Origin of the sequence: Hymenobacter convexus (assembly GCF_030580955.1) — a bacterium.
Taxonomy (GTDB): domain Bacteria; phylum Bacteroidota; class Bacteroidia; order Cytophagales; family Hymenobacteraceae; genus Hymenobacter.
Map to the genome: position 1 here is coordinate 39204 of NZ_JAUQON010000018.1, position 20428 is coordinate 59631.

A 20428-nucleotide genomic window follows, 5' to 3' on the forward strand; every position below is an offset into this window, starting at 1 on the left:
ACGAGGCTTTTGCAAACGGGAACCGCGCTGGGCGCGGGCGCTAGTTGCCGCCGGGGGCCGGGGTGCCGCAGCGCATCACTTCTTCCAGGCAGGTGAGTTTGGCCTCCAGATTGCCCACATCGCCGGCGGGCAGGGCCGGGCCCGGCGTGTAGCCGATGCTGAGCGTCTGCCCATCGGCCTGGTGCGGCAGGTAGGCCTCCCAGGCGGGGCCGCTGGGGCGCAGGCGGGTGCCGTCGGCCAGTTCCAGGGTGGTGTGCTCGGTGAGGCACATGGTGGTCATGCCGTGGCAAAGGCGCACGGTGGCGTAGGTGCCGCAGGGCACTTCCGGCTCGACGTCGGTTTTGGTCGTGCAGCCGGCCAGGCCCACGCCCGCCAGCAAACCAACAGAAAAAAGGTAGTGAAGACGCATAATAGGCCGTTGGGATAGAGGTGAAACAAGCGGGGCGGGTGCCCAATCGAAAGGCCTGACCGGTGGGCCGGCCGCGGGGTTGCACGGCCGGCCAAAGGGGTAGTTGTTTGCTGGCATAGTTCGCCCCCGCCCTGTTTGCCTACATTTGCCAGCACCAATTTTTCCTCATGCCAATGGCAACCGTTAAACCCATCCTCCGCATTTTCGACTACGACAAAGCCCTGGAATTTTACGTCCAGTGGCTGGGCTTTCGCATTGATTGGGAACACCGGCCGGAGGGCAGCCCGGCGTACTTGCAGGTGACGCGCGGCGACGTGACGCTGCACCTTTCGGAGCACCACGGCGACGGCTCGCCGGGCGGCCGGGTCTTCATCGACGACTTCGTGCACCTGGTGCCCTACCACCAGCAGCTACTGGCCCAGGAATACAAGTACAACCGGCCGGGCCTCGAAACGCCTTTCTACGACCCTACGGCGCTGGAAATGACCGTGACGGACCCGTTCAGCAACCGCCTCATTTTTGTGGAGCGGCACTGACCCGGCGGGGCTTCGCCACCTGCCCGGCGCAGCGGCGTACGTCGGCTGATGCGCCCACTCGAACGGCAAGCTCGTGAACAATTGCGGCTCAGAAGGCCTTATTTACCTTAATTATGTCCGATTTCCAACCGCCCGTGCCGCCGCCTGACCTGCCCGCTTCGGAAGACCTGCTGCGCGTGTTATTCGATATTTCGCTGAACGGCATCATGCTGATGCGCCCCGTGTACGATGCCGCCGGCAGCACCGTCGTCGACTTGCGCGTGGTGTATCTCAACCCCGCCGCGCAGCAGATGTTGCAACTGCCGGAACGCCCCGCCGAGTCGTTCAGGACGCTGTACCCCACGGCTGAGGCGGCGGGCGTGTTTGCCTTCTACCGCGATGCGTTTTTTTCGGACCAAGTGGAGCGCCGCGAAAATAACTACCAGTTCGATGGCCTTGACGGCTACTACCTGCTGGTGGCCCGGCGCCAGGGCGACGTGCTGGTGGTAACGTTCAGCGACACCAATGACCAGCCCCGCACGGCCATTGAGCAGGCCCTGCGCGCCAGCCAGGCCCGCGAACTCAAAGCCCGCGCCGAGGCAGAGCGCGAACGCAACATGCTGCAAGCCGTGCTCACGCAGTCGCCGGTGGCCATTGGGGTGTTTCAGGGCGATGATTGCCGGGTGGTGGTGGCCAACGACTTACTGTGCCAGATGTGGGGCCATGTGCCGGCCCAGGTGGTGGGCCGGCCCTTGCTCGAAGGCGTGCCGGAACTGCGTGGCCAGGGCTTCACCGAACTGATGCAGCAGGTGGCCCGCACCCGGCAGCCCTTTGTGGGCACCGAAGTGGCGGCCGACCTACTGAAAGGCGACCGGCTGGAAAAAAGCTATTTCAACTTCGTGTACAAACCCCTGACCGATGCCGACGGCGCTGTATTGGGCGTTATCGACATCGCCGTGGACGTGACCGAGCAGGTGCTGGCCCGGCGGCGGGTGCAGGAGCTGAACGAGGAATTGGCGGCCATCAACGAGGAGCTGCGGGCCAGCAACGACGAGTTTCTGGCCAGCAACACGGCGCTGGCCGAATCGCAGCAAACCCTCTCCGACCTCAACAAAGAACTGGAAAGCCGCGTGGCCGCCCGCACCCGCGAAGCCCAGGCCGCCTACGCCGAAGCCGAGCGCCAACGCGCCCGCCTGGAGCGCCTGTTTATGGAAGCGCCCGCCGCCATTTGCGTCCTCAGCGGCCCGGAACTGGTGTACGAGCTGGTGAACCCCGATTACCAGGCGCTGTTTCCGGGCCGGGCGCTGCTGGGGCGTCCCATTGCCGAGGCTTTGCCCGAAATAGCCAACCACGCGGTGTACCGCACCTTTCGCCGGGTATTCGAAACGGGCATCACCCACGAAGAGCCCGACCTCCTCATTCCCATTGCCCGCCCCGGCGACGGCCAGCTGGAAGACCGGTATTTCAACTACATTCAGCAGGCCCGCTACGACGAGCACGGGCAGATTGACGGCGTGCTGGCCTTTGCCTTTGAAGTGACGCAGCAGGTGCGCGCCGGCCAGGCCGCCGATGCCGCCGCCCAGCGCCTGCGCCTGCTCACCGACGCCCTGCCCGTGCTCATTTCGTACCTCGACCGCGAGCAGCGCTACCAGTTTCTCAACCACGCCTACCGCAACTGGTTCAACCAGGACCCCTCCGGGCTGCTGGGCCAGCCCGCGCGCGAGGTGTTGGGCAAAGCGGCCTACGCCAACGTGCAGGGCTACATTGCCCGGGCTCTGGCCGGCGAGCGGCTGTCGTTTGAAACGCGCATGCCCTACCGTGAAGGCTTCGTGCGGCACATCCACACCGATTACATCCCCGACGTGCAGGACGGCGAGGTGCGCGGCTTCTATTCCCTCGTCACCGACATTACCGACCAGACCCGGGCCCGCGAGCGGGTGCAGGAACTGAATGAGGAGTTGGCCGCCATCAACGAAGAAATGCTGGTTGCCAACGAGGAGCTGCGCGACACCAACGACCGCCTGAGCCACACCAACGTCGACCTGGACACCTTCGTTTACACCGCCTCGCACGACCTCAAGGCGCCCATTGCCAACATCGAAGGCCTGTTGCTGGCCCTGGATGAGCAGCTGCCCGAGCCCGTGCGCCAGGATGCCGACGTGACCCACTTGCTGGGCCTCATGCGCGGCTCGGTCGACCGCTTTCAGCGCACCCTCGTGCACCTCACCGACGTCAGCAAGCTGCAGCAGGCCCACGCCGAGCCAGCCGAAACCGTGGACCTGGCCGCCCTGGTCGAAGCCGTGCGCCTCGACCTAGCCCCCGCCCTGGCCGCCACCCACGGCCAGCTCGTCATCGACGTGGCGGACTGCCCCACGGTGCGCTTTTCGCCTAAAAACCTGCGCAGCATCGTCTACAACCTACTCAGCAACGCCATCAAGTACCACTCGCCCGCCCGGCCCCTACGCGTGCTGCTGCGCGCCACCTGCCCCCCAGGCCAGATGCGGCTCGAAGTGCAGGACAACGGCCTGGGCCTCAGCGACGCTCAGCAAGCCAAGCTCTTTGTGATGTTTCGGCGCCTGCACACCCACGTCGAGGGTACCGGCGTGGGCCTCTACATGGTGAAGCGCATGGTGGAAAATGCCGGCGGCACCATTGAAGTCGACAGCCAGCCCGATGCGGGCAGCACCTTCCGGGTGCTGCTGCCCGAATTGGCCAAAACCCGACCATCGGCTTTCGCGTAGGGACGGGCTATGCCCAAACTTAGCAGCGTGCTGCTGGTGGACGATGACCCGACCAGCAATTTCCTCAACGAGCGCCTGCTCAAGCGCCTTGATACGGCCGAGCACATTCTGGTGGCCGCCAACGGCCAGGAAGCCCTCGCTGAGCTGCACCGCGCCAGCAGCGGCCCGCAGCCCAGCTATCCCGCGCTCATTTTGCTCGATATTCAGATGCCCATCATGAACGGCATCGAGTTTTTGCACGCTTTCCAGCTGCTGCCCCCGGCCCAGCGGCACGCCACCACCGTGGTGGTGCTCACCACCTCCATGGATGCACGCGACCTCACCCACCTCGACCAACTGCCCGCCGCCGGCCGCATCAACAAGCCCCTGACGCCCGAAAAGCTCGACGCGGTGCTCCAGATGCACTACCAGCGCCAGCACTGCTAAAACGCCGGCGCGGCCTTTAAAAGAAGCATTGGGCTGCAGGCAGGCCATGCATAGCCGCGCGTGGGGGGAATTATGATTTAGGGCAATCAGGAAAGAAGCTGGGTAGCAGTCATGGGCTTAGGCGGGCCTGACTGCTGACTGTGCCCAACAATTGCACCAGGCGCACCCGAAACGCCGGACACCGTACAGCTCGTTGCCAATACGCTGGCAATCCCAGCCAGCTGCCTCAGAAAAGCCTGTTGCAACGCGGGGAAGCACCCAGATAAAAAAAGTTTTTTCCGCCTGTAACGTTCCCTTTCAGCGGCGGTATCCACATTCGAAAGCTCCCAGGCAACCCACCGCCTAGCAGGCGCATCTTTCTGCCAGCTCCCGCATTTCACTGCCCTCGCTCCCGCTACCCGCGTTCTGCACTACCTGCCCCGCCAGCCCAAACGCCACCGCCTGACCACCCAAATCAGAACCAAGCGAATTATTTGAAATTTTTTATAAAAAATTTCTCGCTGATAATCAACCAATAAGGGATTCATAATCATGAGAAGAGAACCCTAATTGAAACAGTACCTTGTTTTACAAAGTACCTACCATACATTTGTACTGTTCGTCGCCCAGTACTATAAGCCACACCGCTTCTCCTGCTCCCTACCCCGCCTTTTTTCTGCAAAACCTCACCTTTTTTCTGCAAAATTTTCACCCTCACCTTTTTTCTGTAAGTACCATGAAAACCTCCCTCAACCTCCGCACTGCCCAGCAACTGACGGGCACCACCACCTCCCGCGTTGCGGCTTCGGCCCCCTATCTGCGCGCTTTGTTGCTCGGCGGCCTGGCCGTGCTGGGCTGCGCCGGCTCGGCACTGGCCCAGGATGCCCCCTCCGTGAAAGCTAAACAAGCCAATGCCCAGGGCCTGTGGCTGACCGTTGAAAACCCCGCTCAGCAGCGCATGCAGCTGCAAGTGGTGTCGCTGGCCCACAACGATTGCCTGGTGAACGAAGTGAACCGCCGCGCCTCCTACGGCAGCCAACTGAACTTCAAGGGCATGCCCGCCGGCCAATACGCCGTGCTGCTGCGCGTGGGCCGCGAGCAGTACCGCTACAACGTGGCCGTGCAGGACAAGGCCGAAACCACTATTTCGGTGCGCGAGCTGACCACTGCCGACGCCCCAGCCATCGTGGCCTCGGCCACCCGCTAGCCCCCACCCCGCGCACCGGTGCCCGCGACGAGGCCCGGTGCCGAGAGGCCGCGGCCCCTGACGACGTGATGCAGCCCGCCCTGCACCACGCCTTCAGGGGCCGCGGCCTTTGCACGCATTGGCCGGCGCCTAAGCCGCCAGCGCGGGCGCTTTGCGGCTGTACTTGTCGCGGTAGGCCAGCGGCGACACGCCCGTGATGCGCTTGAACAGCGTGCGGAAGGCCTTGGTATCGGAGTAACCCACCGAGTACATCACCTCGCTCACATTGTCCTGCGACGATTCGAGGCTGTTTTTGGCGGCTTCAATCTTCACGCGCTGCACGTATTCGGCCACCGTGTTGCCGGTGGCTTTCTTGAAGCGGCGCTCGAAGTTGCGCCGGCTCAGGCAGCTCAGCGAGGCCAGCTCCTCGATGGACAGCTTGCCCGAAACGTGCTGCTCGATGAAGTTCTGGGCTTTTTTGATAGGTGCGTCGTCGTGCGCTTTCTGGCCCTGAAAAATGACGAAGGGCGACTGGCTGTGGCGCCCTATGTCAATTTGAAATACCTTGGCGCAGCACACGGCCACCTCGCGGCTCACGTGCTTCTCGATGAGGTAGAGCACCAAGTTGAGGTAGGAATAGGCCCCGCCGCTGCTGTAGAGGCCCTGCTCGTCGGTAATCATTTGCTCGGGCACGAGGTGCACGGCCGGGTACATGGCCGCGAAGGGCTGGGCGCCCAGCCAGTGTGTGGCGCACTTTTTCCCATCCATCAGCCCCGTGGCGGCCAGAATGAACGCCCCGAGGCACAAGCTGGCCACTTCGGCACCGGCCTGGTGCTGCCGCACTATCCAGGGCAGAAAGGCTTGGTTGAGGGCCACGGCTTCGGCGAGGTCGCCGTGCGGAGCGGGAATGATAATGAGGTCGGTCCGGAAATCGGCATCGATGGTGCGGTGGGCGTGCAGCGTGAACAGCCCGCCGTTGAAGGTTTTGTGCCGGGTGAGGCCTACCAGTTCAATGTGGAAGGCCGGCGGCTGGCCATGGCTCGCCATGAGGTCATTCACCTGGCTCAGCACCTTGTGCGGCCCCTCGATGCTGCCCACCACCGCGTCGCCGGCCGGCACCAGAATAGATACGTGCTTCATAGCGCCAAATGTAGGCAGAACGATGGCGCATTCAGCCCCCTAGTTGGGCGCAACTGCCCCCTTGCCCACCTAGTTTTTGCTAATACCTTTGCTAAACCAGTTAGGCAATCAAATTTTTAGCAATCGGACCACCTTCTGAACGGTCATGCAGCGCGCAGCGAAGCATTTCGCGTGCTGTAAGTAATTAGTGGTGGCACGCGAGATGTCTCGGCTGCGCTCGACATGACGTCCCTACTTTCCAACATTTTCTCACCTCCTCAAACCCAACCAACGCCATGAAACCACGCACCACCGCCCGCCTCTATTGGACGCTCACCATCCTATTCTGCCTCATGATGCTGGCCGACGGCGTGGCCGGCCTGCTCCACGAGCAAAACGGCGTGGCCGCGATGAAGGCGCTCGGCTTCCCGGTCTACATCATGGACATCACGGGCGCGGCCAAAATTCTGGGCGCGCTGGCCCTGCTTCAAAACAAGTACCGGACGCTCAAGGAATGGGCATTTGCGGGCTTTGCCATCGACTTTATTGGCGCGGCGGCTTCGGTGGCATTCGCCGGCCTGGGCGCCGTGGGCACGCTGCCGGCGCTGGTGATGACGGCCGTGCTCTTCGGCATTTACTTTCTGTGGAAGCGCTACCTCGCCAGCCGCGCCCAAACGGCCAGCGCCGACGACACGGACGCTGCTTTTGCGACTCCGGCCGCGGCCACGCTGTAATTGGAATTCATGCTGAATTAGCCCGTCATGCTGAGCGCAGCCGAAGCATCTCTACCGCTTCGGCTGGCTTCCCTCTCCTTCGGGAGAGAGGTCGGGTGTGAGGCGCCACGTCAGAACGAAGCGGTAGAGATGCTTCGGCTGCGCTCAGCATGACCGTTCTTTTTCTTTCTCATTCATTCGATAATCTTCTAACCCATCCCCCCAACCTCATGGCTCTCCTCAGTCCTCACATCGCATTTCCCGGCGGCAAATGCCGCGAAGCCCTCTCTTTCTATCAGAGTTGCCTGGGTGGCGAGCTCAACCTGATGCGCGTCGGCGACACGGCCATGGCCGCGCAAATGCCCACCGAAGTTCAGGACCTGATTATGCACGGCACCCTGACCGCCGGCCCGCTGGTGCTCATGGCCTGCGACGCGCTGGACACCCGTCGCCCGTTTGCGCCCGGCAACAACATCGCCATGCTCCTGACCTGCAGCAGCGACGAGGAAATCGACACCCTTTTTGCCAAGCTGGGCGAGGGTGGCACCGTCATGGACCCGCTGGAAATCATGTTCTGGGGCGGTAAGTTCGGCACGCTCATCGACCGGTTTGGGACTGAGTGGGTGCTCAGCTTCGACAATCCTACCTGCGGTTAATCACCTTTATATTCATTATGAGCAAAGTAATTGCTGCCGAATACCTCACCCTCGATGGCGTGATGGAAAACCCGGCCTGGACCGCGCCCTACTTCAACGAAGAGTTGGGCGAGTTTCAGGGCGAATTGATGGCTTCGGCCGATGCCCTGCTGCTGGGGCGCGTGACGTACGAGGCCTTCGCCGGCGTGTGGCCCAACATGCCCGACGCGCCCGGCGCCGACATCATGAACCGGCTGCCCAAATACGTGGCCTCGCGCACGCTCCAAACGGCCGGATGGAACGCCGAAATCATGCAGGGCGACGTGGCCGCCACCGTGGCGCGCCTCAAGCAGGAGCCCGGCCACAACCTGCTCATCTTCGGCAGCGGCCAGTTGGTGGAATACCTGCGCCAGCACGGCCTGATTGACACTTATCGTCTCATGGTTTTTCCACTGGTGCTGGGCGGCGGCCAGCGCCTGTTCACCACCGAAATCGGGTCCGATTTCAAGCTGGTATCGTCGCACACTACCAGCACGGGCGTGCTGGTGCTCACCTACGAGCGGGCCTGAGCCGCGTGCCCCGGCGCCCAAAACGCCGGGGCACACAACAGCGGAGTGTGGGCAGGGCTAGTGCCGGCTGGGCAGGCCTAGGCGCTCCACGGTTTCGCCTTCGAAGTCGAATTCGATGAGAATGGCGGGCTCGTTGCCCACCACCCAGCCGTCGTGGCCCGGCGCGATGGCCACCGCCTGCGGGGCCACAAACTCCTCCACGGTCCCGTCGGCGTACTGGATGTTGAAGCGGCCGCTGGCCAGAAAACCCACGTGCGCGTGCGTGCACAAGGGCGTGCCCACGATGTCCTTCAGGTTTTTCGACCAGCGAAAACCGACGGGGTACACGATGCGCTTGACGCGGGCATTGCCCGTGGGCACGACGTCAACCTGCACGCCGCCGACTTCGCGGCGCGTGGCGCCCTTCATGGGGCCGAGGAGTGAAGAGTTTTCCATGCCCTAACCTACGCATTTTGCCCTACTTTTTCGCGGGCGCGGCCACCACCATGGTGTTGGCGGGCAGTGGGATTTCGCGCGAGGTTTCGAATTTGGCGGCTTCGGGATTGGTTTCGTCTACGCGGCGCTGCACCACGCGCAGGTGGCGGGCGTCGGGGTGCAGCACGGCCAGGTCCTGGCTGATGCCGGAGGCGGCATCGTAGCTGCGGAAGCCCATCAGCATGCCGTCGGGGAAGTTGGCGGCCTTGGCTTTGTCGCCGGTCACCATATCCGGCTGATTGGGAAATTTGCCCAGGTCGATGTCGAGCGGCTGGCTGCCCTGCACCAGCAGACGGGCCAGTATGCGCGGGTGCTTGGGGTTGTCGGGGTTGTCGGTGGGCTTGAAGCGGAAGGCCACTTTCATGGTTTCGGCGGCCTTGAGCGCGGGCGCGGCGGTGGGTGCGGCGGCCGTAGCCGCGGCATCGGGCGCCGTACTGGTGGCCGCGTTGGCCGAGTCGACCGCAATGGGAGTAGCGGGGGCGGTGTCGGCGGTGTTGCTAGGCGTGGAAGTAGCGGGCGGGTTTTGGTTGCAGCCGGCCACCAGCAGGGCGGCGCTCAGGGCAAGAATAGCGGATTTCATCACAAAATGAATCAGGTGGTTGGCGTCGTAAGATTAAGCATAATTGCCGGCCAATGCTACATTTCTCCCTTCACCGCTGTGCCCCGTCATAGTGGGCTACCTGCACAAAAAAGCCCCGCTACCAGGGCAGCGGGGCTTTTTCTTATTTTCAGCAAAGCTTACCAGCGGCGGCCATGACCACCAAAGCCGCGGCCCCGGTAGCCATACGGCCGGGGGGCGTAGTACACCGGGCGCGGCGCATAGTAAACGGGCGCGGGGGCGTAGTACACGGGGGGCGGCGGCACGGCGTACACCACGGGCGGGCGGGGCGGGTAGTAGCGGGGGCCGTAGTAAACGGGCGGCGGGTAGCCGATGCCCACATTAACCCGAACCTGGGCGCTGGCCGCGTGGCTGCCGAGCAGCAACAGGCACAGGCCGAAAGCAAGAAACAATGATTTGGTCCGCATAATACATTGCGCCGAGGCGCGCTAGTGAATGAATGATGGAAGACAATTTACAAGCGTTAGACGAAAACGCCGGCACCAGGTTTAATGGTTCAGTTAAGGCAGCTGGATGCGGTAGGTGACATCGGTGGCGCCCCCGAAAATACCGTAGCCGCTGCGCACGTTGGAGGCCAGCGGCGCGGGCTCGGCGAAGGGGTTGCCGTCGCTGTCGTAGTAGCGGCGGCGCGAGAGGTAGAAGTCGTAAGCTTCTTTGGTGATGCTGCTCACGTACACTTCCATATAGCCCGGCTGCGGGCAGTTTGGGCCGGACGGGTAGCAGCTGCTGTAGTAGCGCACGTCGGCATTGAGGGCAATGCGCTGGCCGTTGGCGTCGGTGTCGGCGAAGGGATAAAGGCTGTATTGCTGGCGCGGGCTGGACAGCTGGAACTGCCCGATGCTGCCGGCGGTGTTGCTTTGGCTATCGTAGTCCACATCGACCGGGCTCCAGTTGCCGGGGTTGCCCTGCCGGTCGAGCAGGCGGGCGAAGGCCAGGTAATAGTTGGCCGTGGCGGGGTCGTCGCGCAGCACCACGCTCAAACGGCCCGTGGACTGGCCGTAGTTGGCGTTGGCCACGGACCGGGGTACATAGGTGGCGCTTTCGATGACGGCCGGCGCGGGCAGCGTGAGGGTACTTTCGGCCGTTTCGAAGCCCGGCAGGGTGGCGCGAAGCGTGTAGGCCTGGCCCACCTGCGGCCGGAAGCCCAGCACCGGCCGGTAGTAGCCAGGCTGGCCGTAGTAGCCATACTGCGGGTTGCCGCCGGTGAGGATGGGCCGGTAGCGCTCCACCACGGCACCGGCCGCGTTGCGCAGTTCCACGGTGGCATCGGCGCGGCCACCCAGCTGGCTGGTGTCGAACACGCGCTGGCTGTTGCTGATGTACAGCTGCCGCCCGCCATACAGCTCGGCAAATGACGAATCCGGCGGCCCGGGTGTGAGGGTGTAGGTGAGGGCCACGCGGGGCGTGTGCGGCGGCTCGGGCAGGTCCACAGCGGTTTCGCAGCCGGCGAGGCCGGCCGTGGCGAGGAGCAGGGCGGGAAGGATGAGGTTCTTCATTTCGTAGTTGGGTCTTATCGGGCCGGTCATGCTGAGCGCAGTCGAAGCATCTCTACTGCGGAAGCGTATCATTTACTATTGCGGCAGAGATGCTTCGACTGCGCTCAGCATGACCGGCCTCTTTCATATCACAGACTAAAACCGGAACGTCTTGCTGAACGACGGCAAGATGGGAAACAGCGACACTTGCCGGTAGCTCAGCTTTTCGCTGCCTTGGGCCCGGCCCAGGTAGATGAAATAAGGGTTGTGGCGGTTGTAGGCGTTGTACACGCTGAAGCTGTTCACCACCTCGCCCCAGCGCTTTTTCTTGGTGTGACTCAGGTCGAGGTCGAGGCGGTGGTAGGCGGCCATGCGGTAGCTGTTGCGGGTGCCGTAGTCCTCAAACCGCTCGTAGGGCCCCAGCTGGTAACGGCCCTGCGAGAGCGTCACGGCGTTGCCGGTGCCGTATACGAACGTGCCCGAGAGCGTGAGCGTGGGGCTGAATTCGTGGATGACCACCAACTTGAAATCGTGCCGCCGGTCGTACTTATAAGGGTAAGTCAGGCCCTGGTTCAGCTCCGGAAACCTGCGGTTGCTCCAGGCCAGGGTGTAGCCAATCCAGCCGGTGGTTTTGCCGCTTTTCTTCTGCAGAAACACCTCGCCGCCATACGCCCAGCCCTGCCCACTGGTAATTTTGGTTTCGTAGTTGTCGTCGGTGGTCCCGATAAAATCAGCCCCTTCCCGAAACTCAATCAGGTTCTGCATCGGCTTGTAGTAGGTCTCGAAGCTCAGCTCGAAATCCTCGCCTTTGAAGCGCACATTGCGCGCCGCGCCCACGCTGAACTGCTGCGCCTTCTGGGGCAGGGTTTTGGCCGTGGCGGGCACCCACAGGTCGGTGGGCAGGCCTATGCCGCTGTTGGTGAGCAGGTGCACGTACTGCGTGGTGCGGGCGTAGGCGGCTTTCAGGGCCCAGTCTTCGGTGAGAAGGTAGCGGGCGGCCAGGCGAGGCTCCAGGCTGGGATACAGCTTTTTCTCTACTAAAAAGGAGTTTAGGCGCAGGCCCACGTTCACCTTCAGGCGGTCGTTCAGCTTCACGTCGTCTTCGGCGTAGAGGCTGGCCTCGTTGGCGCCGATGCGGCGGCCGGTGGCCTGGTTCTGGGTGGGGTCGGCGTTGCCCTCGCTTTGCAGGGCGCCGGGCCGGAACTGGTGCCGGATAAGCTGCCCGCCGAAACGGATATAATGGTTGGGGTTGGGCACGAAGTCGAAATCCGACTTCACGCTCACGTCCTGAATGTTTGACAGGTAGCTCAGGCTATACTTTTCGTCCCGGGTTTGGCCGTTACTTTGGTAATGGTTTTCCTGCGTCGAGCCCACGTCGAACTGATAGCGCGTGAAGGTGAGGTGGGTGTTCATGAACAGCCGGTCGTTCACCACGTGGTTCCAGCGCAGGGCGGCAATGCGGTTGCCCCAGCCCAGGGCGCTTTTCTGCTTGTAGGTGTCGCCGTTGTCGCGCTTTTCCTCGTCGTTGGCGTAAAACTCGTCGTAGCCCAGGTAGGCGCTCAGGTAGAGGCGGTCGCGGGCGCCCAGCTTCCAGTTCAGCTTGCCGTTGAGGTCGTAGAAGTAATAGCCGGCCACCAGCCCATCGGCCTGCGCCATGATAAACGGCCGGGCCAGGATGTCGATGTAGGTGCGGCGGGCCGAGAAAATAAATGAGGCCGTGTCTTTCTTAATGGGCCCTTCCAGCGTGAAGCGCGAGGCAATGAGCCCGATGGCGCCTTCGCCGTGCAGCTTCTGCATGTTGCCCTCCTTCATCGTGATGTCGACCACCGACGACAGCCGCCCGCCGTAGCGCGCCGGAAAGCCGCCCTTTATCAGCTCCACGTTTTTGATGGCGTCGGCGTTGAACACCGAAAAGAAGCCGAACAAGTGCGAGGCGTTGTAAATGGGCGTGCCGTCGAGGAGCATCAGGTTCTGGTCGGGCGAGCCGCCGCGCACGTAGAGGCCACTGCTGCCCTCGCCGCCGGCCTGCACGCCGGGCAGCAGTTGCAGCACCTTCAGCACGTCGGTTTCGCCAAACAGCGCGGGCAGCAGCTTTATCTGGTTCACCGGGATGTTGATGGTGCCCATGCGCGTGCTTTCGGCAATTTTCTCTTCCTTGCTGCCCACCACTTCCACGCCCGCCAGCTCGGCCGACGACGGCTTCAGCCGGAAATCGTGGGTGAAGCTGCGGCCGGCCCGCTCGGCCAGCCCCAGCCGCTCGTAGCCCAGCGCCGATACCAGCAGCCGCACCGAGTCGGACGAGGCGGCCAGGGTAAGAGAATAGAAGCCGAAGGTATTGGTGGTGGTGCCCTGGCCGCTGGCCGGGTGCACCACGGCCACGCCCGGCAGGCTCTCGCCGGTGGCGCCGTCGCGCACGTAGCCACTGATGGTGAAGCGGTTGTTTTGCTGCGCGTGGGCCGTGGTAGCGGCCCCCAGCAGCGCCGCGCTGCTCAGCGCGGCCATGCGGAAAAGGTTCTTCATGCAGAAGGAAAGGAGAGAAAAGCCAGCGGCGGCGGGCCCGGTTGGCGGCCTAACGGCCGCCAGTCCAATTTTATTGGAGAGCGAATTTCGGGCGTTGGGGTTGCTTGGGGTTTCAAAAAATTGCCGCAAAAAAGAACGTCATGCTGAGCGCAGCCAAAGCATCTCTACCGGGCAAGTAAATAGTTACTCTCGCGGTAGAGATGCTTCGACTGCGCTCAGCATGACGTTCTAGCAGGCAGCTAACTGCGCGAATGCAGCCGCCTACTTCCGGCGGTATTCCGCGTTCAGGTAGGCCAGCACCGGGGCGGTGATGTCGAGGTCTTTCTGGCCGTAGGCGATAGTGCCGCTGGGGGCGGCAATCAGAATCAGCTTGTAGCCGTGGGCTTTGCCGTAGGCTTCCACTTTCTTGTTCACGCTTTCGAGCACGGTTTGGGTCAGCTTGGCTTCTTCTTCCTGGGCCTGGGCCTGGATGCGCTGCTGGGCTTGGCCCGACTCCTGCTGCTGGGCCTGGAGCTTCTGCTCGGTGGCGGCACGTTGCTCGGCAGTCATGCCTTGAGCCTGCTTCTGGTAGTTTTCCACGGCGGTGCGGAAGTTGGCAATCAGCTTCTGGTTCTGGCCTTCCCAGTTGCGGGCTTTGGCTTCGAAGGCTTTGCGGGCGTCTTTCATGCCCTGATAGCCGTCCAGCATCTTGCCCGACTCCACGTACACGATTTTGTCGGCGTTGCTGGTAGCGGCGGCCGGCGCCGTAGCCAGCGTGGTTTCGGGTGCGGGGGCGTTGGCTTCAGCCAGGGCGGCTTTCGTCAGGCTGTCGGTCGTGGTCAGCTCGGGCGAGGCCACAACGGCGGTGGATTTATCAGTGGCAATGGCGGGGGCCACCGGCTTTTGGTTGAAATGCAGGAAGTACAAGCCGGCCACCAGCAGGGCCAAAACAACGTTAATGGTTAATTGAATGGGGTTTTTCATTGAAAAGCACAGATGAGGAAAGAACAAAAGTAAGGGCCCGGCGCAGGTTAGCCCGCAGCAGCCCAGTCGGCGGCCAGCAAAGCGTACTGGTACTCGTCGCACCACTCGCCCTTGTACCAGCCATTTTGCCGAAAATGGCCTTCCCGGCGCATCCCCACCCGTTCCATGAGCGCCACCGACGGCGCATTGCGTGGGTCGACCAGCGCCACCACCCGGTGCAAGCCCAGCTCCTCGAAGCAAAACCGCAGCAACCCGCGCAGCGCTTCACTTGCATAGCCCCTCCCCTGCTGCTGGGGCGCCAGCGTGATGCCGATTTCGGCAATTCGCGGCTCGTGGGCCAGCAGGTGCAGGGCGCAGTCGCCCAGTAACTCATCGTTGGCACTCCGGGCAATGGCAATTTGGACCCACTCGCCGGGTGCGGCTGGGATGTCGGCCGCCGTATGCCGGGCAATAAAACCGATGGCCTGCGCCTCGCTAAATGGGTCGAACCCCTGGAAACGGCAAACCGATGGGTCGGCGCGGTAGGCAGCAAAAACCGGCAAATCGGCGGGGCGCAGGTGGCGCAGGCGCACCCGGCCGGCTAAAATCGAAAAACCTGTGTTCATGCCGAAAATTACTCCGGCACAGCAATGTGCAGCAGCGCGTCGCCCTGGTTCACCACCGGCATGTGGTTCAGGCCGATGACGTAGCCGCTCAGCGGCGACTCCAGACGCACGGTCTGCTGGCCATACGGGTCGGCCACGGAGCCATAAATCTGCCCTTTCTCCACAAACTGCCCGTTTTCGACGTGCGCCCGGAACAGGCCCGCAAACCGCGCCCGCAGCCACGTATGCCGCCGGCACACGATGCTGGGGCGCGCCGGCGCCGGGGCCGCCGGGCCCATGCCCAGGTGGTGCAGCACCCGTAAGGTGCCCGCCGCCGCTTCCTCAATGCCGGGCTCATCGAGCCGCAGGCTCTCGCCGGTTTCGTACACGATGATGCGCTTGCCCAGCCCGTAGGCCGCCTCGCGCAGCGAACCCGCCCGTAGGGCCGCGTGCAGCGTGAAGGGCGCCGAAAAAGCCGCCGCCATGGCGTCCAGCTCGGGGTCGATGCCCAGCAGGCAGCGCACCTGCGGGTAGTTGGCCCGCGCCGCGCCGCCGGTGTGGAAATCGATGCCGTAGTCAATCAGGGGCATGATTTCGCGCATGAAGCGGTGGGCCACCCGCCCGGCCAGCGACCCGCGCGGAAACCCCGGAAACGAGCGGTTCACGTCCTTGCCGTCGGGCACGTCGCGGCTGAAATTCAGAAACCCGTAAATATTGAGGATGGGAATGGCGATGACCGTGCCGCGCAAGGGCGTGAGCAGTTCGCGCCGCACCAGCCGCCGAATGGTTTCGATGCCGTTCACCTCGTCGCCGTGCATGCCGCCCATGAGCAGCAGCGTGGGCCCCGGCTCCATTGCTCGAAATACGTGTACCGGCACGTCAATCACCGTGCCCGAGGGCAGCCGCGAAATCACCAGCCGCGTGAGCATCCGCTCGCCGGGCTGAATGGTGAGGCCGTTGAGATAAAGCGGGAGGTCGGGCGCGGCGGGCATGGGCGGGAGGAGAGAAGGCGAAATGATGCGCTAGTTGAAAAAGAACGTCATGCTGAGCGAAGTCGAAGCATCTCTACCTCGACACTAACTCAATCGAAGCAACGAAGCGGTAGAGATGCTTCGACTTCGCTCAGCATGACGCTCTTCTCCCCTACTCCTATTCTCTCCTTCTCCCCCTACTTCCCGCTCGGCACGTCCGATTGTGCGTCTACGGCCTGGCTGGCGCCTTTTTTCGACTTCGCTTTGGTCTTTTTCTTCCCGGCCAGCGTGGTCGTGTATTCGATGATGCGGCCGGCAATGTCCTGCTTGGTGGCTTTCTCGATGCCCTCCAGGCCGGGCGAGGAGTTGACTTCGAGCACCAGCGGGCCGCGCTTGCTTTGCAGCATGTCGACGCCCGCAATGCCCAGGCCCAGGGCCTTAGTGGCTAGCAGCGCCGCCGCCTTTTCGGCCCGCGTGAGCTTCACGAGCGTGCCCGAGCCGCCGCGGTGCAGGTTCGAGCGGAACTCGCCCTCCTTGCCCTGGCGCTTCATGGCGCCCACCACTTCGCCGTCCACCACGAAGGCGCGCAGGTCGGCGCCCTTGCTTTCGGCGATGAACTCCTGCACGATGATGCGCGCCTTGAGGTTGTGAAAAGCCTCAATGACCGACTGCGCGGCCTTGGCCGACTCGGCCAGCACCACGCCCAGGCCCTGGGTGCCTTCCAGCAGCTTGATGATGACCGGGGCACCGCCCACCTGCTCAATCATGGCCGGCACGTCGGCCGAGAAGTTGGTGAAGGCTGTTTTGGGCATGCCCACGCCGGCGCGGCTCAGAATCTGCATCGAGCGCAGCTTGTCGCGCGAGCGCACAATGGCCTGGCTGTCGATGGCGGTGCGCACCTTCATCATCTCAAACTGCCGCACCACGGCCGTGCCGTAGAACGTGACCGAAGCGCCAATGCGCGGAATAATGGCGTCGAAGCCTTCGAGCCGCGCGCCCTGGTACAGGATGCCGGGCTGGCCCTTTTCCAGCACGATGTTGCACTGCAGGTGGTCGATGACCACGGCTTCGTGGCCCATCGCAGCCGCGGCCTCCACCAGCCGCTGGGTGGAATAGGATTTCGGCTCACGCGAGAGAATGGCCAGTTTCATCGGGTGGTGGATTGGTGGGGTGGTGAGGGAGTGGGCAGCAGCGGTGTGGGTGCCTGATACGTAACCAGGCGCAGCCGGACAGAATGTCTACAGAATTTCTTTGCAAAACTACTCACCTGCGGGCGCGGCGCGCGGCGGCGTGGGCCAGGAATTTGTAAGAAAGGTTGCGCTTGGCCACATCAACCACGAAGCGGCCCTGCCGCAACAGGCTGCGGCCCAGCAACACGGGGTACTTCATGTCGGAGCGGTCGGAGAGCGAAAATTCGGCTTCAAACTCTTCGCCGTACAGCTGTATCGTGGCCCGAATGACGTAGCGCTCCTGCACTTCGCCGTTGGAGGAGCGAATGTCGCGCAGGGCAAAATCGGGGAACGCCAGCGGGCGGCCGTCGGCGTCGGCGTGGTCGGGGTCGAGCAGGCGCACCACCAGCACGGGCCGCTGCTCGGCATCGGTTTCGATGTGGATGTCGGTGCAGTGAATGGCGCTGGTGTAGGCGCCGGTGTCCACTTTGGCCTCGACGCCGCCAAGAGCAAACGCAGGGAAATCGACCAGCTCGCGGCGGCCGAGGACACGTTTGGGAAGGCGGGGGCGGTTCATGGCGGTGAAGATAGGCGGCGCACGGCGGCTGGCCGAATTCTTAACGGCCCAGATAACCGAACGCAAGGGCTGGTCGGGCAAGCCCAGAAGACCCATCAAAAAAGGTCCGGCCGAATCCGGAGGGCTTCCGACTCAAATTTCAAGTAGTCTGGCAATGGCCAGCGCACTCCAAACATGAGTTGAGAACCCTGCAGATTCAGCCGGACTGGCTTGCATGCTTTTTTGCAGAGGAAAGGATGATAACTGAATTTCAACTAATTGCCTACCGGTACTTATCCAGCGGGTCGGGGGCACCCTGCTCGCGCAGCAGCCGCTCGTACTCGCGCTGGGTGCGCTGCTCGCGGCTGAAACCGCCGTAGGCCGCCACACCGCGCATTATAAGCCCGAAGCCCCAGAAGGCCGTGGCCCACAGCGGCCAGGGAACCTCGCCGCTGTGATGACGCTCGGTGAGGGCCCAGATAACCCAGAGGCCGGCATTCACCACCAGATACACCACGAGGTGCGATTGAAACTTGGCGCGGGCTTTGGCCTTTTGCCACAGGTAGGGGTCGCGTTGCAGGGGTTCCATGGGCGGGGAGGATTGGGGTTGGTTGGAATTGATGGTCAAATATGGCGTTTCGGCCCGGGGCCGCGCCACTTCCTGTTGCTGAAGCGTCAGGGCACCCCGCTCAAGCAGCAATCGGGGCGGCCGAAGCGTAAGCAATGAATCGCGCCGTGCCCCCGCTCATTACACCTTTTCTCCTGATTTTAGGTCATCCTCACCCTTTCCATTCGAATCCAGCTCGTGCAAGGCGATATTACCCGGTAGCGCGTCGTGGCCCTCGCGGGCGCGAGGCGCGGTAGTGGCTGGCCATGCACGCGTGGCCGCAAACCGTCGTGTTTGTAGTGTTTGACGAAAAAAACCGACGGCTATACGAGGCCGTGCGGGCCGCGCAACGGACGCTACCTGGGAGCCGATGCATCGGTCGGGGCCGGCCGGGTGAGGTACTTGTTGTACGCTTCCACTATTTGAAACATGTGCCGGTAGCGGAGCTTGCTTTGGGTCAGGGCCACCAGCAGGTCGTGGTCGTCGTGGAAGTAGCGGGTGGTTTGGGCGATGAATTCCACCCGGTCCACGGCCACCAGGTCTTGGCCGGGGCGGCGCAGGTACCAGTGCGGAATGGTGTAGCTACCAAAGCCCACCGGTTGGCCATCTTTATCAAACCGTTCGCGCACATCGCTGTAGCAAAACAGCTCCACCGGCCCCTTCGACACCCGCCGGGCCACAATATGCTTGCGCTTGCCCTTCAGCACCATGTGCTCATAGTATTGCCCATTCAACTTGATGGACTGCACTTTGTCGGCATCAATGAAGAGCGGCACCGCACCGAATTTCCTGATATCCGCTTCTTGTCGAAAAAAGGGCAGCGAGCCCGCAAATCCATCCAGGCTGAGCGGAATGTACACGAAATGCGTTTTCCCGTCCGGCCCCAGTATTTCGGCCTTGCCGTAGCCCTTGACTTCGTTATCGTGAAAACCCACCGGGGGCGGCGCGGCCATTGTATCGGCCGGCGCGGCGCCCTGGGCCGCCACCCGGCCGGCGGCCACACTCAGCAAGAAAGCCAGGAATAGTCGTGCAGTCATTGGCCGAAACAACGTTTCCCAAAGCTACGCCGCCTCACGCCAGCTCGCCCACGCCTTCCACCCGCTCGGCCACCTGCTGCATCAGCCACAGCGGGGTGCTGGTGGCGCCGCAGATGCCCACGGTGTGGGCGCCGGCCAGCCACTCCTCGTCCACCTCGTCGGCGTTTTCGATGAAGTAGCTACGCGGGTTCACCGCATTCACCACCGAGAACAGGGCCTTGCCGTTGGAGCTCTTGCGGCCGCTCACGAAGAGCACCACGTCGTATTCGGTGGCGAATTTGGCCAGGGCGGGCTCGCGGTTGCTCACCTGCCGGCAGATGCTGTCGTTGGCGTCGAAGCTGTCCAGCGTGCCGCCAGCGGCCTCAATGCGGGCCTCCATCAGGGCCTTCATCTTGTAGAAGCCGGCCGTGCTTTTGGTGGTTTGGCTGAAGAGCGTGACGGGGCGCGAAAAGTCAATCTGGTCGAGGTCGGCCTCGTTCATCACAATGATGGCGCGGTTGCCGGTCTGGCCCGTGAGGCCGGCCACTTCGGCGTGGCCGGGCTGACCATAAATTACAATCTGGCCGTCCTGGCGCTGGCTCAGGTCGAAGGCGTGTTTCACGCGGTTTTGCAGCTTGAGCACCACCGGACAGCTGGCGTCAATGAGCTCCAGATTGTTCTGGAGGGCCAATTGGTAGGTTTCCGGCGGCTCGCCGTGGGCCCGGATGAGGACTTTGGTGTCGTGCAGCTGGCTCAGCTGCTCGCGGTCGATGATGCGCAAACCCAACTGATGCAGACGCTCCACCTCCATGCGGTTGTGCACGATGTCGCCCAGACAGTAGAGGTTGTGGCCCTGCGCCAGCTCGTCTTCAGCCATCTGAATGGCGAATTCGACGCCAAAGCAATAACCGGAATTCTTATCTATCGTGACCTTCATGCTGTGCCTTTAACATCACTGCGGCGGCGAGGAGTTCGCCGGGGCAAAGGTACGGCAGTCTGCGCTCGTCTGTCATCCTGAGCACAGCGAAGGACCTTATCACGCCAGAACGCTTCGTTCGAACGTGGTAAGGTCCTTCGCTGCGCTCAGGATGACAGGCGTTAATAAAACGTGGTAAGGTCCTTCGCTGCGCTCAGGATGACAGGCGTTAATAAAACGTGGTAAGGTCCTTCGCTGCGCTCAGG

The 20428-nt window shown here is 62.9% G+C and carries 22 protein-coding genes; 7 read left to right on the plus strand and 15 right to left on the minus strand.

Translation table 11 applies throughout. The annotated features are described in order from the left end of the window. Positions 1 to 40 precede the first annotated feature (40 nt). Positions 41 to 409, minus strand: a complete 369-nt coding sequence (locus Q4S41_RS24425; protein WP_305033744.1) for a hypothetical protein — start codon at positions 407 to 409, stop codon at positions 41 to 43. A 173-nt stretch (positions 410 to 582) separates the two neighbouring features. Between Q4S41_RS24425 and Q4S41_RS24430 the strand changes: the two genes are divergently transcribed. The 4 genes from Q4S41_RS24430 to Q4S41_RS24445 all read left to right on the plus strand — a co-directional run bounded on the left by Q4S41_RS24430 (position 583) and on the right by Q4S41_RS24445 (position 5277). Further along, positions 583 to 945 carry a glyoxalase superfamily protein gene (locus Q4S41_RS24430; RefSeq protein ID WP_305033745.1) on the plus strand — a complete coding sequence of 121 codons (363 nt, stop codon included), beginning with the start codon at positions 583 to 585 and terminating at the stop codon, positions 943 to 945. Positions 946 to 1058: 113 nt separating this feature from the next. Then, positions 1059 to 3665, plus strand: a complete 2607-nt coding sequence (locus Q4S41_RS24435; RefSeq protein ID WP_305033746.1) for a PAS domain-containing sensor histidine kinase — start codon at positions 1059 to 1061, stop codon at positions 3663 to 3665. Positions 3666 to 3674: 9 nt separating this feature from the next. Further along, positions 3675 to 4091, plus strand: coding sequence for a response regulator (locus tag Q4S41_RS24440; protein ID WP_305033747.1), 417 nt, complete (start codon positions 3675 to 3677; stop codon positions 4089 to 4091). A 715-nt stretch (positions 4092 to 4806) separates the two neighbouring features. Beyond that, positions 4807 to 5277 (plus strand): hypothetical protein, encoded by a 471-nt coding sequence (locus Q4S41_RS24445; RefSeq protein WP_305033748.1) that lies wholly within the window; start codon positions 4807 to 4809, stop codon positions 5275 to 5277. A gap of 129 nt (positions 5278 to 5406) precedes the next feature. Here the strand turns inward: Q4S41_RS24445 and Q4S41_RS24450 are convergent, their stop codons facing one another. Continuing rightward, positions 5407 to 6396 carry a GlxA family transcriptional regulator gene (locus tag Q4S41_RS24450; protein ID WP_305033749.1) on the minus strand — a complete coding sequence of 330 codons (990 nt, stop codon included), beginning with the start codon at positions 6394 to 6396 and terminating at the stop codon, positions 5407 to 5409. 275 nt (positions 6397 to 6671) lie between these two features. On the opposite strand from Q4S41_RS24450, the gene Q4S41_RS24455 reads away from it, so the two are divergent. From Q4S41_RS24455 to Q4S41_RS24465, 3 genes are all read left to right on the plus strand, one after another. After that, positions 6672 to 7109: a DoxX family protein gene (locus tag Q4S41_RS24455; RefSeq protein WP_305033750.1), complete on the plus strand. Its 438-nt coding sequence runs from the start codon at positions 6672 to 6674 to the stop codon at positions 7107 to 7109. Between the two features lie 209 nt (positions 7110 to 7318). Continuing rightward, entirely contained in the window at positions 7319 to 7744 is a 426-nt protein-coding gene (locus Q4S41_RS24460; RefSeq protein WP_305033751.1) for a VOC family protein, read from the plus strand. A gap of 17 nt (positions 7745 to 7761) precedes the next feature. Then, on the plus strand, positions 7762 to 8292 hold the full coding sequence (locus tag Q4S41_RS24465; protein WP_305033752.1) for a dihydrofolate reductase family protein: 531 nt from the start codon (positions 7762 to 7764) through the stop codon (positions 8290 to 8292). A 57-nt stretch (positions 8293 to 8349) separates the two neighbouring features. On the opposite strand, the gene Q4S41_RS24470 is transcribed toward Q4S41_RS24465, so the two are convergent. The 13 genes from Q4S41_RS24470 to Q4S41_RS24530 form a co-directional block, all read right to left on the minus strand. Beyond that, the gene (locus tag Q4S41_RS24470) at positions 8350 to 8727 is read right to left on the minus strand and encodes a hypothetical protein (protein WP_305033753.1); all 378 of its coding nucleotides are present in this window, start codon (positions 8725 to 8727) and stop codon (positions 8350 to 8352) included. A 22-nt stretch (positions 8728 to 8749) separates the two neighbouring features. Beyond that, the gene (locus Q4S41_RS24475; protein WP_305033754.1) at positions 8750 to 9346 is read right to left on the minus strand and encodes a hypothetical protein; all 597 of its coding nucleotides are present in this window, start codon (positions 9344 to 9346) and stop codon (positions 8750 to 8752) included. A gap of 158 nt (positions 9347 to 9504) precedes the next feature. Next, positions 9505 to 9792 carry a hypothetical protein gene (locus Q4S41_RS24480; protein ID WP_305033755.1) on the minus strand — a complete coding sequence of 96 codons (288 nt, stop codon included), beginning with the start codon at positions 9790 to 9792 and terminating at the stop codon, positions 9505 to 9507. A 93-nt stretch (positions 9793 to 9885) separates the two neighbouring features. Continuing rightward, positions 9886 to 10881, minus strand: coding sequence for a DUF4249 domain-containing protein (locus tag Q4S41_RS24485; RefSeq protein ID WP_305033756.1), 996 nt, complete (start codon positions 10879 to 10881; stop codon positions 9886 to 9888). A 135-nt stretch (positions 10882 to 11016) separates the two neighbouring features. Further along, positions 11017 to 13380 (minus strand): TonB-dependent receptor, encoded by a 2364-nt coding sequence (locus tag Q4S41_RS24490; RefSeq protein ID WP_305033757.1) that lies wholly within the window; start codon positions 13378 to 13380, stop codon positions 11017 to 11019. Between the two features lie 261 nt (positions 13381 to 13641). After that, entirely contained in the window at positions 13642 to 14343 is a 702-nt protein-coding gene (locus tag Q4S41_RS24495; protein WP_305033758.1) for an OmpH family outer membrane protein, read from the minus strand. Between the two features lie 47 nt (positions 14344 to 14390). After that, positions 14391 to 14948 carry a GNAT family N-acetyltransferase gene (locus tag Q4S41_RS24500; protein WP_305033759.1) on the minus strand — a complete coding sequence of 186 codons (558 nt, stop codon included), beginning with the start codon at positions 14946 to 14948 and terminating at the stop codon, positions 14391 to 14393. 8 nt (positions 14949 to 14956) lie between these two features. Further along, complete coding sequence (locus Q4S41_RS24505; RefSeq protein ID WP_305033760.1) at positions 14957 to 15919, minus strand: succinylglutamate desuccinylase/aspartoacylase family protein; 963 nt, start codon at positions 15917 to 15919, stop codon at positions 14957 to 14959. Positions 15920 to 16095: 176 nt separating this feature from the next. After that, the gene (rimK, locus tag Q4S41_RS24510) at positions 16096 to 17049 is read right to left on the minus strand and encodes a 30S ribosomal protein S6--L-glutamate ligase (RefSeq protein ID WP_305033761.1); all 954 of its coding nucleotides are present in this window, start codon (positions 17047 to 17049) and stop codon (positions 16096 to 16098) included. Between the two features lie 112 nt (positions 17050 to 17161). Then, positions 17162 to 17644 carry an ATP-dependent zinc protease family protein gene (locus Q4S41_RS24515; protein ID WP_305033762.1) on the minus strand — a complete coding sequence of 161 codons (483 nt, stop codon included), beginning with the start codon at positions 17642 to 17644 and terminating at the stop codon, positions 17162 to 17164. Positions 17645 to 17906: 262 nt separating this feature from the next. Next, complete coding sequence (locus Q4S41_RS24520; RefSeq protein ID WP_305033763.1) at positions 17907 to 18212, minus strand: 2TM domain-containing protein; 306 nt, start codon at positions 18210 to 18212, stop codon at positions 17907 to 17909. Positions 18213 to 18586: 374 nt separating this feature from the next. Continuing rightward, positions 18587 to 19267: a hypothetical protein gene (locus Q4S41_RS24525; RefSeq protein ID WP_305033764.1), complete on the minus strand. Its 681-nt coding sequence runs from the start codon at positions 19265 to 19267 to the stop codon at positions 18587 to 18589. A gap of 34 nt (positions 19268 to 19301) precedes the next feature. Continuing rightward, positions 19302 to 20183 carry a 4-hydroxy-3-methylbut-2-enyl diphosphate reductase gene (locus Q4S41_RS24530; RefSeq protein ID WP_305033765.1) on the minus strand — a complete coding sequence of 294 codons (882 nt, stop codon included), beginning with the start codon at positions 20181 to 20183 and terminating at the stop codon, positions 19302 to 19304. Positions 20184 to 20428 lie beyond the last annotated feature (245 nt).

What these genes read in the sequence shown, in the direction of transcription:
- Q4S41_RS24525 (WP_305033764.1), bottom strand. Translation starts at nt 19,267, where the DNA reads ATGACTGCACGACTATTCCTGGCTTTCTTGCTGAGTGTGGCCGCCGGC.
- Q4S41_RS24465 (WP_305033752.1), top strand. Translation starts at nt 7,762, where the DNA reads ATGAGCAAAGTAATTGCTGCCGAATACCTCACCCTCGATGGCGTGATG.
- Q4S41_RS24435 (WP_305033746.1), top strand. Translation starts at nt 1,059, where the DNA reads ATGTCCGATTTCCAACCGCCCGTGCCGCCGCCTGACCTGCCCGCTTCG.
- Q4S41_RS24475 (WP_305033754.1), bottom strand. Translation starts at nt 9,346, where the DNA reads ATGAAATCCGCTATTCTTGCCCTGAGCGCCGCCCTGCTGGTGGCCGGC.
- Q4S41_RS24530 (WP_305033765.1), bottom strand. Translation starts at nt 20,183, where the DNA reads ATGAAGGTCACGATAGATAAGAATTCCGGTTATTGCTTTGGCGTCGAA.
- Q4S41_RS24520 (WP_305033763.1), bottom strand. Translation starts at nt 18,212, where the DNA reads ATGGAACCCCTGCAACGCGACCCCTACCTGTGGCAAAAGGCCAAAGCC.
- rimK (WP_305033761.1), bottom strand. Translation starts at nt 17,049, where the DNA reads ATGAAACTGGCCATTCTCTCGCGTGAGCCGAAATCCTATTCCACCCAG.
- Q4S41_RS24500 (WP_305033759.1), bottom strand. Translation starts at nt 14,948, where the DNA reads ATGAACACAGGTTTTTCGATTTTAGCCGGCCGGGTGCGCCTGCGCCAC.
- Q4S41_RS24490 (WP_305033757.1), bottom strand. Translation starts at nt 13,380, where the DNA reads ATGAAGAACCTTTTCCGCATGGCCGCGCTGAGCAGCGCGGCGCTGCTG.
- Q4S41_RS24485 (WP_305033756.1), bottom strand. Translation starts at nt 10,881, where the DNA reads ATGAAGAACCTCATCCTTCCCGCCCTGCTCCTCGCCACGGCCGGCCTC.
- Q4S41_RS24505 (WP_305033760.1), bottom strand. Translation starts at nt 15,919, where the DNA reads ATGCCCGCCGCGCCCGACCTCCCGCTTTATCTCAACGGCCTCACCATT.
- Q4S41_RS24480 (WP_305033755.1), bottom strand. Translation starts at nt 9,792, where the DNA reads ATGCGGACCAAATCATTGTTTCTTGCTTTCGGCCTGTGCCTGTTGCTG.
- Q4S41_RS24450 (WP_305033749.1), bottom strand. Translation starts at nt 6,396, where the DNA reads ATGAAGCACGTATCTATTCTGGTGCCGGCCGGCGACGCGGTGGTGGGC.
- Q4S41_RS24455 (WP_305033750.1), top strand. Translation starts at nt 6,672, where the DNA reads ATGAAACCACGCACCACCGCCCGCCTCTATTGGACGCTCACCATCCTA.
- Q4S41_RS24515 (WP_305033762.1), bottom strand. Translation starts at nt 17,644, where the DNA reads ATGAACCGCCCCCGCCTTCCCAAACGTGTCCTCGGCCGCCGCGAGCTG.
- Q4S41_RS24470 (WP_305033753.1), bottom strand. Translation starts at nt 8,727, where the DNA reads ATGGAAAACTCTTCACTCCTCGGCCCCATGAAGGGCGCCACGCGCCGC.
- Q4S41_RS24425 (WP_305033744.1), bottom strand. Translation starts at nt 409, where the DNA reads ATGCGTCTTCACTACCTTTTTTCTGTTGGTTTGCTGGCGGGCGTGGGC.
- Q4S41_RS24460 (WP_305033751.1), top strand. Translation starts at nt 7,319, where the DNA reads ATGGCTCTCCTCAGTCCTCACATCGCATTTCCCGGCGGCAAATGCCGC.
- Q4S41_RS24445 (WP_305033748.1), top strand. Translation starts at nt 4,807, where the DNA reads ATGAAAACCTCCCTCAACCTCCGCACTGCCCAGCAACTGACGGGCACC.
- Q4S41_RS24430 (WP_305033745.1), top strand. Translation starts at nt 583, where the DNA reads ATGGCAACCGTTAAACCCATCCTCCGCATTTTCGACTACGACAAAGCC.
- Q4S41_RS24440 (WP_305033747.1), top strand. Translation starts at nt 3,675, where the DNA reads ATGCCCAAACTTAGCAGCGTGCTGCTGGTGGACGATGACCCGACCAGC.
- Q4S41_RS24495 (WP_305033758.1), bottom strand. Translation starts at nt 14,343, where the DNA reads ATGAAAAACCCCATTCAATTAACCATTAACGTTGTTTTGGCCCTGCTG.